Genomic DNA, 14,417 nt, shown 5'->3' with positions numbered 1-14,417 from the left:
TGTGGCGTAAAAGGTAAAATCAAATGGGGTTTTTTTATAAAAAATGTGAAGTTTGTGGAAATAAAATAAACAAGTTTAAGGCAATAAATTTATATGGTTTTGCCTCAGAAATAGAGTGTAAAAATTGTAAAACCGAATATGTAAAAAAAGAGAATTTTCTTTCTAATTTTTTCTACTCAGCTATTTTGGATATAGGTGTTTTGATGAGTTTGTTTTTTGGCTTTAATTTTAGCATCTATATTGATGATAATTTTTTGCATTTAAATGATGGCATATCTTTTGTTTTTAATATACTTATTTGTATTGTATCTTCTATGATTTATTGCGTTTTTTGGGACATACTATATACTTATATATCGCTTTTTATAGGAAAATTCAAAATTAAAAAAGATATTAAAGAACAAAAATCTAAGACAATATTTAATAAAATAATTAAATTTTTTAGCAATAAAGATAGGAGATAGCTATGAGTGTTATTAATGAAACATTTATAATTTTAGAAGTTATAAATTTGTAACGTAAATCTACAAATAAAAAGAATAAAATTTAAAAATAAAACAAACATTTAAAAAATAATATTTTTAGAGGATGCAAAAGGTGGTAAAAGTTAATAGAATTTTGTGCAATATTTTAAAAGCATTATTTATCGTACTGCTATTTATTTTAATTGTTAATTCATTAAGTGTATTTTTGGCTAGTATGGACGGTTTACTTTTTAATTTTAAATTATACGAAAGAAGGATTTACAAAATAGCTTTTTTTATTGAGCCTATGTTGTTTATAATAAATACTTTTAAAATAGACGTTTTATTTGTCAATGAAAATATTTTTACTTCGTCTTCTATCATTATATTGTTATTTTATATTTCGGTTTTACTAATAATTTTTGTTTCTTTATTCTTTTCTTTTTATGTATACAAAGGAATTTTTAGGTTTTATTTAACTAAAAAAATAACAAAATCAATTATTATATTTATTTTCTTACAATTATATTCTATTTTTATAATAGTTTTATCAAATGCAAAATTAACAAAAATAGGCTTTTTGTTTAATGTTGATGAATGTAAAATATGGCATATAGTCATTTCATTAGTTTTTTCTTTATTTATTATATTTTTAATGTTTTTTAATAGGAACATAAATAAATAAATTTAATATAGATGATTTTAAAAAATCTAATTTATATAATCAGCTAACTTCTTCGCAAAGAAGCCATGTAGATAATACACTTGATGTAGCAATGTCTTGCCAAAAAGACAAAAATTCCACAAAGCAAATTTTAGATGATTTTGGTAAAAGATTTCAAGGCAAAGGTATTTTTGATGTAAAAAATAAGAACATAAACGAGGGAAATATCACAAATGAGTATTTAGGTAATGTTATATATGGCGTATCGGTAACTATTGCTGGAATAAAAGATAAATTTTTAATATCTGCGGGTACTACACAATAAGCATTGCATAATAAAAACAATACCCATGATTTTAATAAAAAAATCATAATGTTTGAAACAGGAAAACAATATGCATATTGTCTTTTTAAAGATTCTGTTTTTGGCGAGAATCTCTATAATTATGTGCAAGGAGATAATAATGAAAATAATGGAGATAAAAGCGATACTAAAAATTATAGATAGTATCAAAAATAGCCAATAAATATGGAACCTATGGTGATAAAATTTCTCCAGTTGATACTGCAGATGCACATTTAATGCCGGATAGCTTTAAAGATTTTTTGATAATTTTTCTTATTTCTTCAAAAATATAAATCTCTTTATTTTAGTAATAACAAGCATAATAATATATTATAAAAGCTAATATAATTATTGCAATAGTACTTAAATCAAACTCTAATTATGACCTATAACCCATTAAAATACAAACTAAAAAAGGAGCTATTAATATCAAAAGTACATGAAAAACCGCTTTAATGTCACGGTTTTTAGTTTGTTAAGAGTATTTTTTCTATGTTTTTCCAGCTCCAAAAGATTCAAAGCTTTAGCCAATTATCTCAAATTTCTTAAAAAACTCCTCATCTTTTTCTATTAGTCCTCTTTTTATCAAACTTTCAATAACATCTTTTGAACAATTAACCTCTTTTGGCCACTCTCTTTCATATCCATCAATTTGGCTTTTTTCTGTTGCATCTATACAAATTTGATCTCTGTTTGTATAAATATCGCGAAGTGCATCAATATTATTTGTAATTCTCCAAACACTCATATATGGATTATTTACATCATTTTTTGTATCTAAAAATATTAAGATTTTAAAATATTTTCTAAGTTTTAAAAGTTCGTTAAAGCATTTTCTAACAATATCTTTTTTATCGTAATTTATCAAAACTACTGGATTTTTTGTATCGCAAAAATATTGTTTTAAATTTATAATATTTTTATCTATTTTTTTAAATTCCTTTAAAAGCTCTTCATCGCTTAATATTTCAGCCTCTTTTGGCTCTAAGTCTATAGTTGCATCAATGCCAAGTTTTCCACCAAAGCAAGAATTTGGGCTTGCGTGATCAAGCTGATCACAAACACCTTCACTAAAAAATAAACTTTTTGAAGTTATGCGGTTTAAAACATATTTTCCAAGTTCATTAAAATCATTTAAATTTGGTGCATCACTATCAACGAAAATAGCATGTTTTACAAAACTCATCTGACCAACTCCCCAAAAAGCGTGCATCATTTGTTTTGCATGAGCTGGATACCATGCATTTATTTTAGAAAGTATTAAATTGTGAAAAACACCATTTTCAGGCATATTATAATCAACTAAATCTGGAGCTGTAACTTTAAAAAGAGGTAAAAATACTCTCTCTGTTGCATACCCCATATATTTATCCTCCAAAGGCGGCTTTCCAACAACTGTTGCGTGATAAATAGGAGCATTCTTATGAGTTATAGCAGTTACGTTCATAACGGGAAATGGTAAAATAGGTGTATAAAAACCTGTGTGATCACCAAATGGGCCCTCATCTTCAAGCTCATCTGGATCTACAAACCCCTCAATAACAAAATCACTATCATGTGGAATATAAATATCATTTGTCAAACTTTTTACAAGTTTTGCAGGACTTTTTCTAATAAAACCATAAAGAAGCAATTCAAAAATACCATGTGGAAGAGGTGCTTGACCACACCAAATATAAAGTGGATCTCCGCCAATTGCTACAGAAACTGGCATTTTAATACCAGCTTTTTTATATTCATTAAAGAAATTTGCTCCATCTTTATGAATTTGCCAATGCATACCAAGTCTATTTTTAGAATAAACCTGCAAACGATACATTCCCAAATTTTGAGTTTCTCCATTTAAATCTTTGGTGTAAACTTGCCCCATAGTTATAAAAGGTCCACCATCTTTTTCCCATGTTGTAAGATGCGGTAAGTCATACAAATCAATATTCTCACCTAAGATTTTATTTTCTTGGCAAACACCCTCGCCTTTTAATTTTTTAATAAAAATATTTTTAAGCGAATAAAGATATTTTAAAAAATCAAATTTATCAGCTAAATTTGTAGGTTTTTTGGGTTTTAAAATGGATGTTATCTCATCTGCTATTTCATCTGGAGTTTTTCCTAAGATTAAATTTAAAGCTTCAAAGCTTCCAAAAGTATTTGTTAAAACAGGAGGATAAATTCGCCCATCCTTACTAATAGGGCGAGTAAAAAGTAGCGCCTTAGAATCCTTTTTTTTAACTTCAATGTAGCTGATATGTCCGATTTCTCTGTCTATATCAACTGGCTCATCAATGATCTTTAAAAGTCCAGCCTCCTTAAATTTCCCTACCCACTCTTGCATAATTTATCCTTTTTAAAGTTTTTTAAAAATTAACTAACTATTATTTGCCATTTTTTCAGCTTCTTTTAAAAGCTCTTTTGCACCTTCTTTTATAAACTCATCAGCTAAATTTTTACCAGCTGTTTTAAACTCATCTTTATTTATAATAATGCTTTTTTTAATGAATTTACTTCCATCGGGAAGTCCAACGACAGCATTTATTTTTATATTATCATCTATAACTTCAGCATTTACACCAATTGGTACTTGACATCCACCCTCTAATGCTCCAACAAATGCTCTTTCTATTGTTATTTCCATAAGGGCTTTTTTATCATCTATAAAAGATATAAGACTTAAAATTTCACTATTATCAGGACATTCAATTCCTAAAACACCTTGTCCCATTGCAGGAATCATTTCATCTTTACTGAATTTATAAATATGTTTAACTTCTTTATCAAGCCCTATTCTGCTAATTCCCGCAACAGCTAAAATAATTGCATCAAACTCACCATCTTTTAGTTTTTTAATCCTAGTATTTACATTTCCGCGAAGTGGTAAAATTTTAATATCTGGTCTAAGTATTTTAATTTGCATCTGTCTTCTAAGACTAGTAGTTCCAACTCTTGCACCATTTGGAAGATCTTTTATTGAAGCAAATTTTTCACTGACTAATGCATCTCTTTCATCTTCTCGTTTGCTTACCGCGCCTAAAATTAGTCCATCTGGAAACTCCATAGGAACATCTTTTAAGCTATGAACAGCTAAATGACTCTCACCATTTAGCATGCTAACCTCAAGCTCTTTTGTAAAAAGTCCCTTTCCACCTATTTTTGATAATGGACTATCAAGAATTACATCACCTTTTGTTTTCATACTTTTTATTTCTACTTTAAGTTTATGTTCTTTTTCAATCTCACTTTTTATAAACTCACTTTGCCACATAGCTAAAGCACTTTTTCTTGAAGCAATTATCAATTTTTTCATATTTTTCCTTTTTATTTATCTCTTTCATCTATAATTTCAACATCTATAATATCATCTTCATAGCTTGTTTTTGAATGTTTTTTATTTCTAGTTTTTAAATCGATATAGTCTTTTGATAAAAAACGCATTACAATACTTGAAATAATTATTAAAAAACCTATTGTATCTGATAAAATACCAGGAATAAGTAAAAAAAACCCTCCTAAGGCAATGCCAAAATTTCCTGAAATATCTTTTGGTGAAATAGTCCTAAAATCCCTTAATAAATCCAACATTCCAAATTTTGATATTAAAATAAATCCAACGCCAATACTTAAAACAACCTCTAGTAAAAGAGCAAAAAAACCATACTTGTAAATAAACATCATTACAAATAAAGTCTCTAAAATGGCGTATGGAAGTAAATATTTTCTCATAATAAAATCTCTTTTATCTTATTTAGGGCTTCATTTTTCGAAATTTTTTCTTTTATCAAACCATCTCTTTTTATAAACTCAACTTCACCGTTTGCTAAATTTTTACCTACGATTAAGGCGTACGGAAATCCGATTAATTCATAATCATTCATTTTAACGCCAAATCTTTCATCTCTATCATCAAGAATAGTTTTTATTCCTAAATTTTCACATTTTTCATAAATTTCATTTGCAAAATTAACTTGATTTTCATCTTTTATATTTGAAATTATTATTTGAAGTTTAAAAGGAGCTATTTTTTCATTCCAAATTATTCCTTTTTCATCGTGACTACTTTGAACGGCAATTGCAATAAGTCTTGTAACTCCAATACCATAACAACCCATAAAAAATGGTACCGTTTTGCCATTTTTATCTAAAAAAGTAGCATTCATAGGTTTTGAGTATTTTTGTCCTAATTTAAATATGTGTCCTGCCTCAATACCTTTTGTTTTTTTCAAAATAGCACCACATTTTGGACAACAATCACCCTCATTTACAGCTACCAAATCTTTGAATCTCTCATCTTTAAAACTTGAAACACTAAAGCCAATTATATGATAATCTTTTTCATTTGCTCCAACTATCATCTCTTTTTGGTCTTTTAATTCATTGTCTATAAAAAATAAAATATCTTTTGGAAGTTTAGCTGGTCCACAAAATCCAGCTACAAGCCCAGCTTCTTCTATCTCTTCTTGACTTGCATCCATAAGCTCAATTGCACAACAAGCATTTAAAGCTTTTACTTCTTGAAGTTCATCGCAACCTCTTATGAAAAATACCACTATTTTAAAACTATCATCTTCAAATTTTGCTTTTTTAATGATTGCTTTTATAGTATAAAATTTATCAACTTTAAATAAATTAGCAATTTCATCAATTGTTTTTAAATTTGGTGTATGAAATTTGCTCATCATACTACTTTGCGGAGGTAGACTATTGCAAATTTTAGGCTTTCTTTTGGCTGCTTCGATATTGGCAGCATATTTACAGCTTTCACAAACCAAAATATCATCTTCACCGCTATCAGCCAAAACCATAAATTCCTTACTTCCACTTCCGCCAATTGCCCCACTATCTGCCTCAACAGCTCTAAAATTAAGTCCTAATTTTGTAAAAATGGAAGTGTAAGTTTTATACATATTATCAAATTCTTTATCTAAATCATCTGTGCTTGCATGAAAACTATATCCATCTTTCATAACAAACTCACGTCCTCTTAAAAGCCCAAATCTAGGTCTTGCCTCATCTCTAAATTTAGTATTTATCTGATAAATATTTAGTGGTAGTTGTTTATAGCTGGTAATTTTATTTTTTACCATATTTACAGCACTTTCTTCATTTGTAGGACTTATTACAAAATCATTTTCTTTTCTATCCTTAAATCTTAAAAGTTCTTTTCCATAAACATTAAATCTTCCACTTTCCTTCCAAAAATCAGCCGGAGTTACAACGCTAAAATTTACTTGTATTGCTCCGCTTTTATCCATTTCTTCTTTTATAACATTATAAATATTATCATAAACCATTTTTCCTAATGGCAATAAATCATAAAGTCCACTTCCATTTTGATTTATAAAACCAGCTCTTATTAGATAGATATGACTTTGTAAAACTGCATCTTTTGGTGCTTCTTTTGTTGTTGGTATAAAAAATTTGCTAAATTTCATCGGTGGTGCCTTTTGCTAATAAATTTATATCTGAGTATTGTGAAGTATATTTTTCAAATTCATCTTTAATATCAAAAATATCTAAAATTAAATCCACAACACAAGCATCATCATTTTCTAAATTTTTTAAATTTATGGTTGGCTTGTGAAGATATGCTTTAAAAACTTGATGAATTAATTTTCTTGCTTCATCTTGATCTGAGTGTTTTAAATAGCCTTTTTGAATAGCTTTTTGTATTTCATTTTCAGCTATTTTTTTAGCATTTAATCTTAAAGCTTTAATAATTGGAGTTGTTGCTAAAGTTTGAAGCCATTTAAAAAACTCATTTGTGTATCGACCAACAATAGCAAAAGCTATTTGAGCCTGTTCTTCACGCATCGCTAAATTTAATTTTACAATTTCTTGCAAATCATCAACGCTATAAACCTTTAAATTTAATGATTCTGTAATTTCAATATCTCTTGGAACAGCAATATCAAAAAAATATCTATCAAACTCACACTCTTCGATAAAAGTATCATCAATGACAATTTTTGGGGAAGCTGTAGCACTAAAAATAAGCTGATGAGAGTTAATAACATCTTTTAAATTTGAAAATGGCTCATATTTAATATCTGCATTTAATTCATTTATCAAATTTAAGGCTCTTTCTTTGCTTCTATTAACTAAAATTATTTTAGCACCACTGCTTAATAAATGTTTACAAGCTAGCTCACTCATCTTTCCAGCACCAACAACAACTGCTGTTATGCCTTCTAAACTCTTAAAAATTTCTTTTGCTTTTGATACAGCTACACTTGAAACAGATACTGGATTTTTAGAAATTTCAGTTTTATTCCTAACTTCAGCAGCGCATTTAAAAGAATAATCAACTGCCCTTTTTAAGTTTAAATCAGCATATTTGCCATCAATTGCAAATTTTAAAGCATCTTTTAACTGTCCTACTATCTGAGTTTCTCCAATAACTAAACTATCTAAAGAACTTGCTACCAAAAAAAGATGATGAAGTGCTCCACTGGCATAATATATATCTGCTCTATGTTCAAGTTCATTTAAAGCCACACCACTTGTTATAGACATAACCTTTAAAATATAACTTTGAGAAATTTCCAAATCATTGACAAAGGCCATAACTTCAACTCTATTGCAAGTGCTAAGCAACATACACTCTGATATGCTTTGATTTGATAAAATAAGTCTCAAAACTTCTTCTTTTTTTTCATTACTAGAAAAAGATAATTTTTCTCTTATATCAATATCTGTGTTTTTATGTGTAAAACTTATACTTAAAAAATTCACTAAAACTTCCTATCAACCATATTTTTCATTATATTTACAAGTTCGTTATTTTTATATTTTTCTATAGCTTCTATGCCCTCATTTGCTATAAATTTGGCCTCATTTACGCATTTTTCAATTATCTTAAACTCATTAAATTTATCTTTTACCCATAAAATTTCATCACTACTAAGTTCTTTTTTAAAATACCTTAGTAGTATTTTTTTATCTTCATCATTTAAATTTTCGTAAAGATAAATATATGGAAGAGTTGTTTTTCCATCTTTATAATCACTTAAAGCTGGCTTACCAAGAGTTTCATCATTACTTATAATATCTAAGATATCATCAACTATTTGGAAAGCAATGCCTAAATTTCTACCATATTTTGCAAATTTATCCACATCATAGCTTTTTAAAAAAGCTGCACATTTTGCACTTGCTTCTATTAAAACTGCTGTTTTTTTATAGATCATCTCAAAATAAAGAGATTTATTACTATTAAATTTTTTACTAAGCTCAACGTCCATTAACTCACCAATACTTAGCAATGAAACAGCTGCTGATACATTACGAGCAATAAATTTATCAAATAAACTAAGCTCAAAATACCCTTTTGAATATAAAATATCTCCAAGCATAATAGCATTCTTAGAGCCATATGTTGCATTTATTGAGCTTTTTCCACGTCTTGTATCACTCTCATCAATAACATCATCATGAAGCAAACTTGCTGCATGAATCATCTCAATAACTGCACAAAGCCTTAAACTTTCATCACTTATTCCAGCTATTTTTAAGATAAGTTTTGAACGAAGTTTTTTTCCAGAACTGATGCTTGAAAACATTGAATTAGCTTTCTCATAGCAAAATTCATCTATAAAGCTTTTCATAATTTCATCGATTTTATTTAAATTTTCCATTTTCACTCGCTATTTGATAATATGTTTGAACTTAGCTGTATAAAGATATCATTTAATTCATCTTGTATTGTTTCGTTATCTAAGTTTGAAATAGTTATTTCTTTATCTTTTAAGGTTTTTTTTAAATGTACAAATTCAATAAGCAAATTTTCAATCTCAGTTTCAACTATATTTTGATTTGCGTTAAAAATGATATCGAAAAATTTTTGCCTAGGTGAGCCTTCAAAAATATCCAATTTTATATCCTTAAAAAATAATCATCTCATTATATCAAAAGAAAGTTTTAATTTTGATAAAAATAATTTAAAATGTAATTTAACGCTTCATTTGGCGTATTAACCCCTTGCATAAGTCCTTTTCCAAAACCCCAATTAGCATGCAGATATTGTATTTTAGCGTTTAAAGATGCAGCCTTATCTTTTAAGCTATCGCCAATAAAAATAGTTTTAAAAGATTTATTGTTTTTAGAGTGATGATTTATTATTTTTATAAGCATGGTTGGATCTGGTTTTTTAGGATTTTCCTCATCAAAACCAACTATGTAGTTAAAAAATTCAAAAATTTCAAGTTTTTTTAGTATTTTTTTAAGTGATTTGCTAGGTGCGTTTGAAGCAAGAGCCATAGCAATATTTTCATTTTTTAATTTTTCTAAAAGATATTTTATATCACAGTAAGTCTTAGCATACTTTTCATAATTTTGCCTAAACAAAACCTCAAATCTATCCATGAGCTTTTGCGATGGTATGATGCCTGGGTAAAACTCTTTTATATAATTTTTAGTTGGATCATTTATAATTTTTACTATAAAATCACTTTCCAAATTAGGTTTTAAATCTAGTTCTTTTCTAGTAGTGTTTATAGTATTAGTTATTGCTTTACAACTATCAACCAAAGTTCCATCCATATCAAAAATAACCAAATTCATATTATCTCCTTTTTCTGAGTATCGTATACAAATTTTACTTTTGATATGGTTAAATAAATATTTTAAAAGTCAATAAAATTTATCAAATGTGGACAAATTTCTTTCTTTTCACTGTAAATAGTTTGAACTTTGGATTTCAACTCTTCAAGTTTTATATCTTTTTCTTGCTTAGTATCAAAATTTACAGTTAAATTTTTAGTTGCAACAAAACTTACGTTTAGAGAAGCTATAAGCTTTTGACAATACTCACAATTGTCTTCATCACACTTTTGTAATAAATAGCTTAAACACTCATCTTTAGTTTTATTTCTACACTCATCAGAAATATCAGCAAAGGCAAACGAAATAATACAGGCCAACCAAACAAAAAGTATTTTTTTCATATAAAATCCTTAAAAATTTTGTATAAATGATTTTCATTATATACTATTTTTCTTTTATATCTGCTTAAAAATAAATATTAAATAAAATTATTTATTTTTTAAAAATTACACTTAAAATTATAACAACTATATAAAAAAGTATTAAATAGTATCACATATCTTAAAACCTACTTTTTAACACTCTATATATGGTGATTTTGATACCTTTTTATATATTTTATATTCCTGCTTTTTTAGCTATGTTAATCAATGGTAATAGCTAATTAGGTACTAAATATTATCTGTTTTTTTAGCCAAACCTAGTGTTTTACTTAAAAAATTAGTTGCTTATTCTCCCATTTGATATTCAAACTCTTTAATTATTTGATTTCTTACATCATTTGCAAACTTTCTAATTTCAGGGCTTAAGTTCTCAATACTTCCATTATTTGCTAAAAAATCATAAAAAGCTTTGTTATCTTGCTTTGATAACTGATTTAAAACACCACTTAAATTTACATATTTATTAAACATAGCATTTAATTCACCAGTTACACTATCTCTTACTTTTTCATAACTTTTATCTAGGGTATTTGCAAATAGATATTTTATATTTCCAACATTGCCACCGATATCACTCCAAGTTTTGGCTGCTTCTTTGCTTAAAAACTTATTAGCAACACCAACTAAGCCTTTATCTACTCCTTTTTCGATTGCTTTATCTATTCCTTTTGGAGTTTTTATCATATTTTTTACTAGATTAACGGCTGAGTGAGATATGCCACCAAAGTTTGATGCTCCCATTCCTCCTAAAGCTCCAATTATAAATCCCTCTAGTTTTTTATCTTCAGGTGCTGAATATGCTCCTATGCCTCCACCTATACCACTAGAAACTATGTTTTTTGCCATAGCTTGAGTGGTAAAACCACCTTTCATTTTATTATTGTTTAAGGTGTTTTGAGGTATATTATCTGCATTGGATAAGCCGTTAGGGCGTAGATCGGTTCCATCGCCCTTGACAACTTGGCTACTTGGTCGAGATACAGAGCCAGACGGCTTATCTAACTTATAAGCAGTTATTACCCAGTTATTATCCCCTTTATCAAACCATCCTTTACCAAGTCCAACTCTATAAGTTCCTTTTTCAGTTTTAAAAACTATCGTATGAACTCCTGCATTTGTTGTTAGTTTTCCTTTTGAAATAATTGTATCTAGCGCCTTACCAACTGCATTTATATCATTGCCAAACTCACTAAAATCATCAATATGTTTATCTAGTATTTTTCTAAGCCCTATTTTTATATCGCCCCAAACTAAGTCAATATCGCCTAAATCTTTTCTATAAAACGCCCCTACAACTTGTCCTTTTTTCTCAGCTAAAAGCTTATCAATTGCTCCATTTGGATCGTGATAAAACTCAGCATAGTTTTTGCCAAACTCTTTTATAGGAGTGATATTTAGCTCTTTTTCTAAATTTATTCTTGCTAGGTCTTTTTCTTCGCCCTTTAGAGTTTTTATAAACTCTTGCTTTTTAATGATATTTAAACTATTTTTATCTATCACATTACTATTGTATTTTACTGTTTCAAATGGGTGTAAGCTTTTACTTTGTATGTATTGACCTTGTAGGCTATCTATCCAAGCAACTTCATTTATATTTACGTTTTTTTCATATACTTTGCCATTTCCAGCATAAGCCATAGCTTCCATTTTTGATGGAGTTACAAAATTGCCACTTGTTATTGGATTTGAGATATACCAACACCACCTAACACTCCTAAAACAATTTTTCATAGTTTTTTAACTTATGTGTGATTTCGCAACCAGCCACATTTCCTAAAAAATATCAAAACAAACTCTCTTACAATTATAAATCTCATTTTAATTTTAGTGGTTTTTAAGGTATATTGGGTTAAGCTACCAATACTAGCAAGGTTTTAAGAGGACAATCTGTCTTTTTTAATACTATCTAAGTGTGCATTACTGATAGTTCCTTGCTTATTTTTATAGTATCAAAACTAATTTTAATTTCTCTTATCAAGAGTTTTGCTTTGCCAAAACTATAAAGTTGTTAAGCCTTATATTATTTACCTTTTTTTAGATAATTTTATTTACAGTATTAGCAAATTTTTCTAAAGTATTATCCCACTAAAATTTCTCAAATCATAAGTGTATTTCATCAATATTTTACTAATCCAATAGCATCATATATAACCAAGTTCTACCCAACTAAATCAATACCACCTAAATCTTTTATCCTACAATTTCTTTTTAGTTAAAACCTTAATTAATTAATACTTATAAAACTTAACATAATTTTCGCCAAGATCTTTTCATAAAAACAATGTTTGGTTATTTTTTAAAAATAATCTTTCTTTTTAGTAATCTTTTATTTATTACAATGTTTAATTTTAAAAACCTATCTAGTAAAATTAAATTTTTAAATACTTTTATCTATTTACTTATTTCTTTTTTATCTTATTTATGTATTTTTTTATAAGTGATATTTTAGTTTTTAAACATACAAATCTAAATTACTTTTTTAAATCTCTAATCTTAATAAAATATTAAATAAAAAGAGTTGAATATGAGTTAATTTTTACCCAAAGAAAAACTAGACTTTTTCCAACTAATTTTTCATAATAAATAATGTTCTATATATATAGGGGTAAAAATTTGCCTAAATTTAGTATTTTTAAAACAGTCAAATTTTACTAAAATTTAGTAGAAATCATAAATATTATTTATTATTTATGATATATTATTTATGATATATTATTTATGTTTTATGATTTATTATTTATGATAACATATTTATGAAATATGTTTTATGATATAATATATATTATTTATGATTTATGATATAATATTTATGATATATTATTTATTATTTATGATATATTATTTATGATAATTAAAACATAAACTACTAAATTTAGGTATTTTTAACAGATATTATTTATTATTTATGATATAATATTTATGATATATTATATAATATATCATATTTATGATTTATTATATATCATTTATGAAATAATATATATGATTTATGATTTATGATATATTATTTATGAAATATTATTTATGATTTAGAAAGATATTGCTATTTTTTGTAATATTTAAGCTAAAACACTATCAAAATTTAAAAAAGCCTCATTTTTATATTTTATAGTGATAGTTGTATTTAAGAATTTATTTTAAAAAAGATTTATTATATAGATTAGTTTTTATTAATTATGTAATGTTTTATAAAAGATAATAAAAAAGAAGTTTGTTTTTAATCAACTTATTTTAGTAATAACTTTAAATACTTTAATAGCTTTAAAACTATTAAAAGGATAATAGTTTTTATCTTGTAAAAGAATATAAAAAAATAAAGAGAACTTCATATAATATAGAGTTAAAGGCAATACCGCGAACTTGTCCGCTTATAGCGGTAAATTTAAGGGAGAACTCTTCTCATCCACCTTTAACTCGTGATAGTAATATTATAGCTAAAAATACATTAAATAAACACATAAACAGGATAAAAGAAAAGAAAAAATAAAAAAAAGATAAAAGCAAACAGATAAAAGTCTTTAAAAGATTAATTTAATTAGATATGTTTTTAAAATAAACATTGCAATAAATACTAGATAAATTAATAATTAAAAATATATAGATAGTATAAAAACAAAGTCCGCAGTGACCTACTTTCCCAGCATCCCAGTAAGGGAGAGTATCATCAGCCACGATGTGCTTAGCTTCTTGGTTCGGGATGGAGCAAGGCGTTTCCACATCTGTATAACCACGGACAGTGTTAAATAAAAATATTTAAATAAATACTCTTATTAAACACTGTTAGTTAAATTGTTAAAAGTCTAAGTTTTAATATTTAAAACTGTAAAACTTGTTTAAAGAATAGTTATTTATCCTTAACAAGGAAGTGATGCTTAATAAGATAAGCAAACGAGCTATTAGTACTGGTCAGCTAAATGACTTACATCAATTACACACCCAGCCTATCAAACTTATAGTCTATAAGA

The 14,417-nt window shown here is 26.7% G+C and carries 13 protein-coding genes and 2 rRNA genes; 3 read left to right on the top strand and 12 right to left on the bottom strand.

The features are described 5' to 3' along the window. Window positions 1-23: 23 nt before the first annotated feature. The 3 genes from O6B72_RS07300 to O6B72_RS07290 all read left to right on the top strand — a co-directional run bounded on the left by O6B72_RS07300 (window position 24) and on the right by O6B72_RS07290 (window position 1,636). Complete coding sequence (locus O6B72_RS07300) at window positions 24-464, top strand: hypothetical protein (protein ID WP_269492696.1); 441 nt, start codon at window positions 24-26, stop codon at window positions 462-464. A gap of 776 nt (window positions 465-1,240) precedes the next feature. Then, window positions 1,241-1,453, top strand: coding sequence for a hypothetical protein (locus O6B72_RS07295; RefSeq protein WP_269492695.1), 213 nt, complete (start codon window positions 1,241-1,243; stop codon window positions 1,451-1,453). A 48-nt stretch (window positions 1,454-1,501) separates the two neighbouring features. Then, window positions 1,502-1,636, top strand: coding sequence for a hypothetical protein (locus O6B72_RS07290; RefSeq protein ID WP_269492694.1), 135 nt, complete (start codon window positions 1,502-1,504; stop codon window positions 1,634-1,636). Window positions 1,637-1,997: 361 nt separating this feature from the next. Here O6B72_RS07290 and O6B72_RS07285 read toward each other — a convergent pair whose 3' ends face one another. The 12 genes from O6B72_RS07285 to O6B72_RS07230 form a co-directional block, all read right to left on the bottom strand. Continuing rightward, entirely contained in the window at window positions 1,998-3,806 is a 1,809-nt protein-coding gene (locus O6B72_RS07285) for a menaquinone biosynthesis decarboxylase (protein ID WP_269492693.1), read from the bottom strand. Between the two features lie 33 nt (window positions 3,807-3,839). Further along, window positions 3,840-4,775 carry a hydroxymethylbilane synthase gene (gene hemC, locus O6B72_RS07280; protein ID WP_269492692.1) on the bottom strand — a complete coding sequence of 312 codons (936 nt, stop codon included), beginning with the start codon at window positions 4,773-4,775 and terminating at the stop codon, window positions 3,840-3,842. An 11-nt stretch (window positions 4,776-4,786) separates the two neighbouring features. Beyond that, the gene (locus O6B72_RS07275) at window positions 4,787-5,191 is read right to left on the bottom strand and encodes an FxsA family protein (protein WP_101637463.1); all 405 of its coding nucleotides are present in this window, start codon (window positions 5,189-5,191) and stop codon (window positions 4,787-4,789) included. Continuing rightward, a complete protein-coding gene (locus tag O6B72_RS07270; protein ID WP_269483638.1) occupies window positions 5,188-6,900 on the bottom strand; it encodes a proline--tRNA ligase in 1,713 nt (570 codons plus the stop codon). Before O6B72_RS07270 ends, O6B72_RS07275 begins: the two co-directional genes overlap by 4 nt. Continuing rightward, window positions 6,890-8,200 (bottom strand): glutamyl-tRNA reductase, encoded by a 1,311-nt coding sequence (gene hemA / locus O6B72_RS07265; protein ID WP_269492691.1) that lies wholly within the window; start codon window positions 8,198-8,200, stop codon window positions 6,890-6,892. The genes O6B72_RS07270 and hemA overlap by 11 nt, the downstream gene beginning before the upstream one ends. Then, window positions 8,200-9,102: a polyprenyl synthetase family protein gene (locus O6B72_RS07260; RefSeq protein ID WP_258298284.1), complete on the bottom strand. Its 903-nt coding sequence runs from the start codon at window positions 9,100-9,102 to the stop codon at window positions 8,200-8,202. The genes hemA and O6B72_RS07260 overlap by 1 nt, the downstream gene beginning before the upstream one ends. 2 nt (window positions 9,103-9,104) lie before the next feature. Beyond that, window positions 9,105-9,338, bottom strand: a complete 234-nt coding sequence (locus O6B72_RS07255) for a DUF2018 family protein (protein ID WP_258298283.1) — start codon at window positions 9,336-9,338, stop codon at window positions 9,105-9,107. Window positions 9,339-9,385: 47 nt separating this feature from the next. Next, the gene (locus O6B72_RS07250; RefSeq protein ID WP_269492690.1) at window positions 9,386-10,027 is read right to left on the bottom strand and encodes an HAD family hydrolase; all 642 of its coding nucleotides are present in this window, start codon (window positions 10,025-10,027) and stop codon (window positions 9,386-9,388) included. Between the two features lie 62 nt (window positions 10,028-10,089). Then, entirely contained in the window at window positions 10,090-10,410 is a 321-nt protein-coding gene (locus tag O6B72_RS07245; RefSeq protein ID WP_269492689.1) for a hypothetical protein, read from the bottom strand. Between the two features lie 327 nt (window positions 10,411-10,737). Next, window positions 10,738-12,183 carry a putative barnase/colicin E5 family endoribonuclease gene (locus O6B72_RS07240; protein ID WP_269492688.1) on the bottom strand — a complete coding sequence of 482 codons (1,446 nt, stop codon included), beginning with the start codon at window positions 12,181-12,183 and terminating at the stop codon, window positions 10,738-10,740. A gap of 1,885 nt (window positions 12,184-14,068) precedes the next feature. Beyond that, window positions 14,069-14,187 (bottom strand): 5S ribosomal RNA (gene rrf, locus O6B72_RS07235). A 141-nt stretch (window positions 14,188-14,328) separates the two neighbouring features. Continuing rightward, window positions 14,329-14,417: ribosomal RNA gene (locus O6B72_RS07230) — 23S ribosomal RNA — on the bottom strand; the annotation flags it as partial.

This window comes from Campylobacter ureolyticus (assembly GCF_027277485.1).
GTDB classification, from domain to species: Bacteria; Campylobacterota; Campylobacteria; order Campylobacterales; family Campylobacteraceae; genus Campylobacter_B; species Campylobacter_B ureolyticus_B.
The sequence above is the reverse complement of the archived record's forward strand: the minus strand, read 5'-3'. Positions and strand labels throughout refer to the sequence as shown.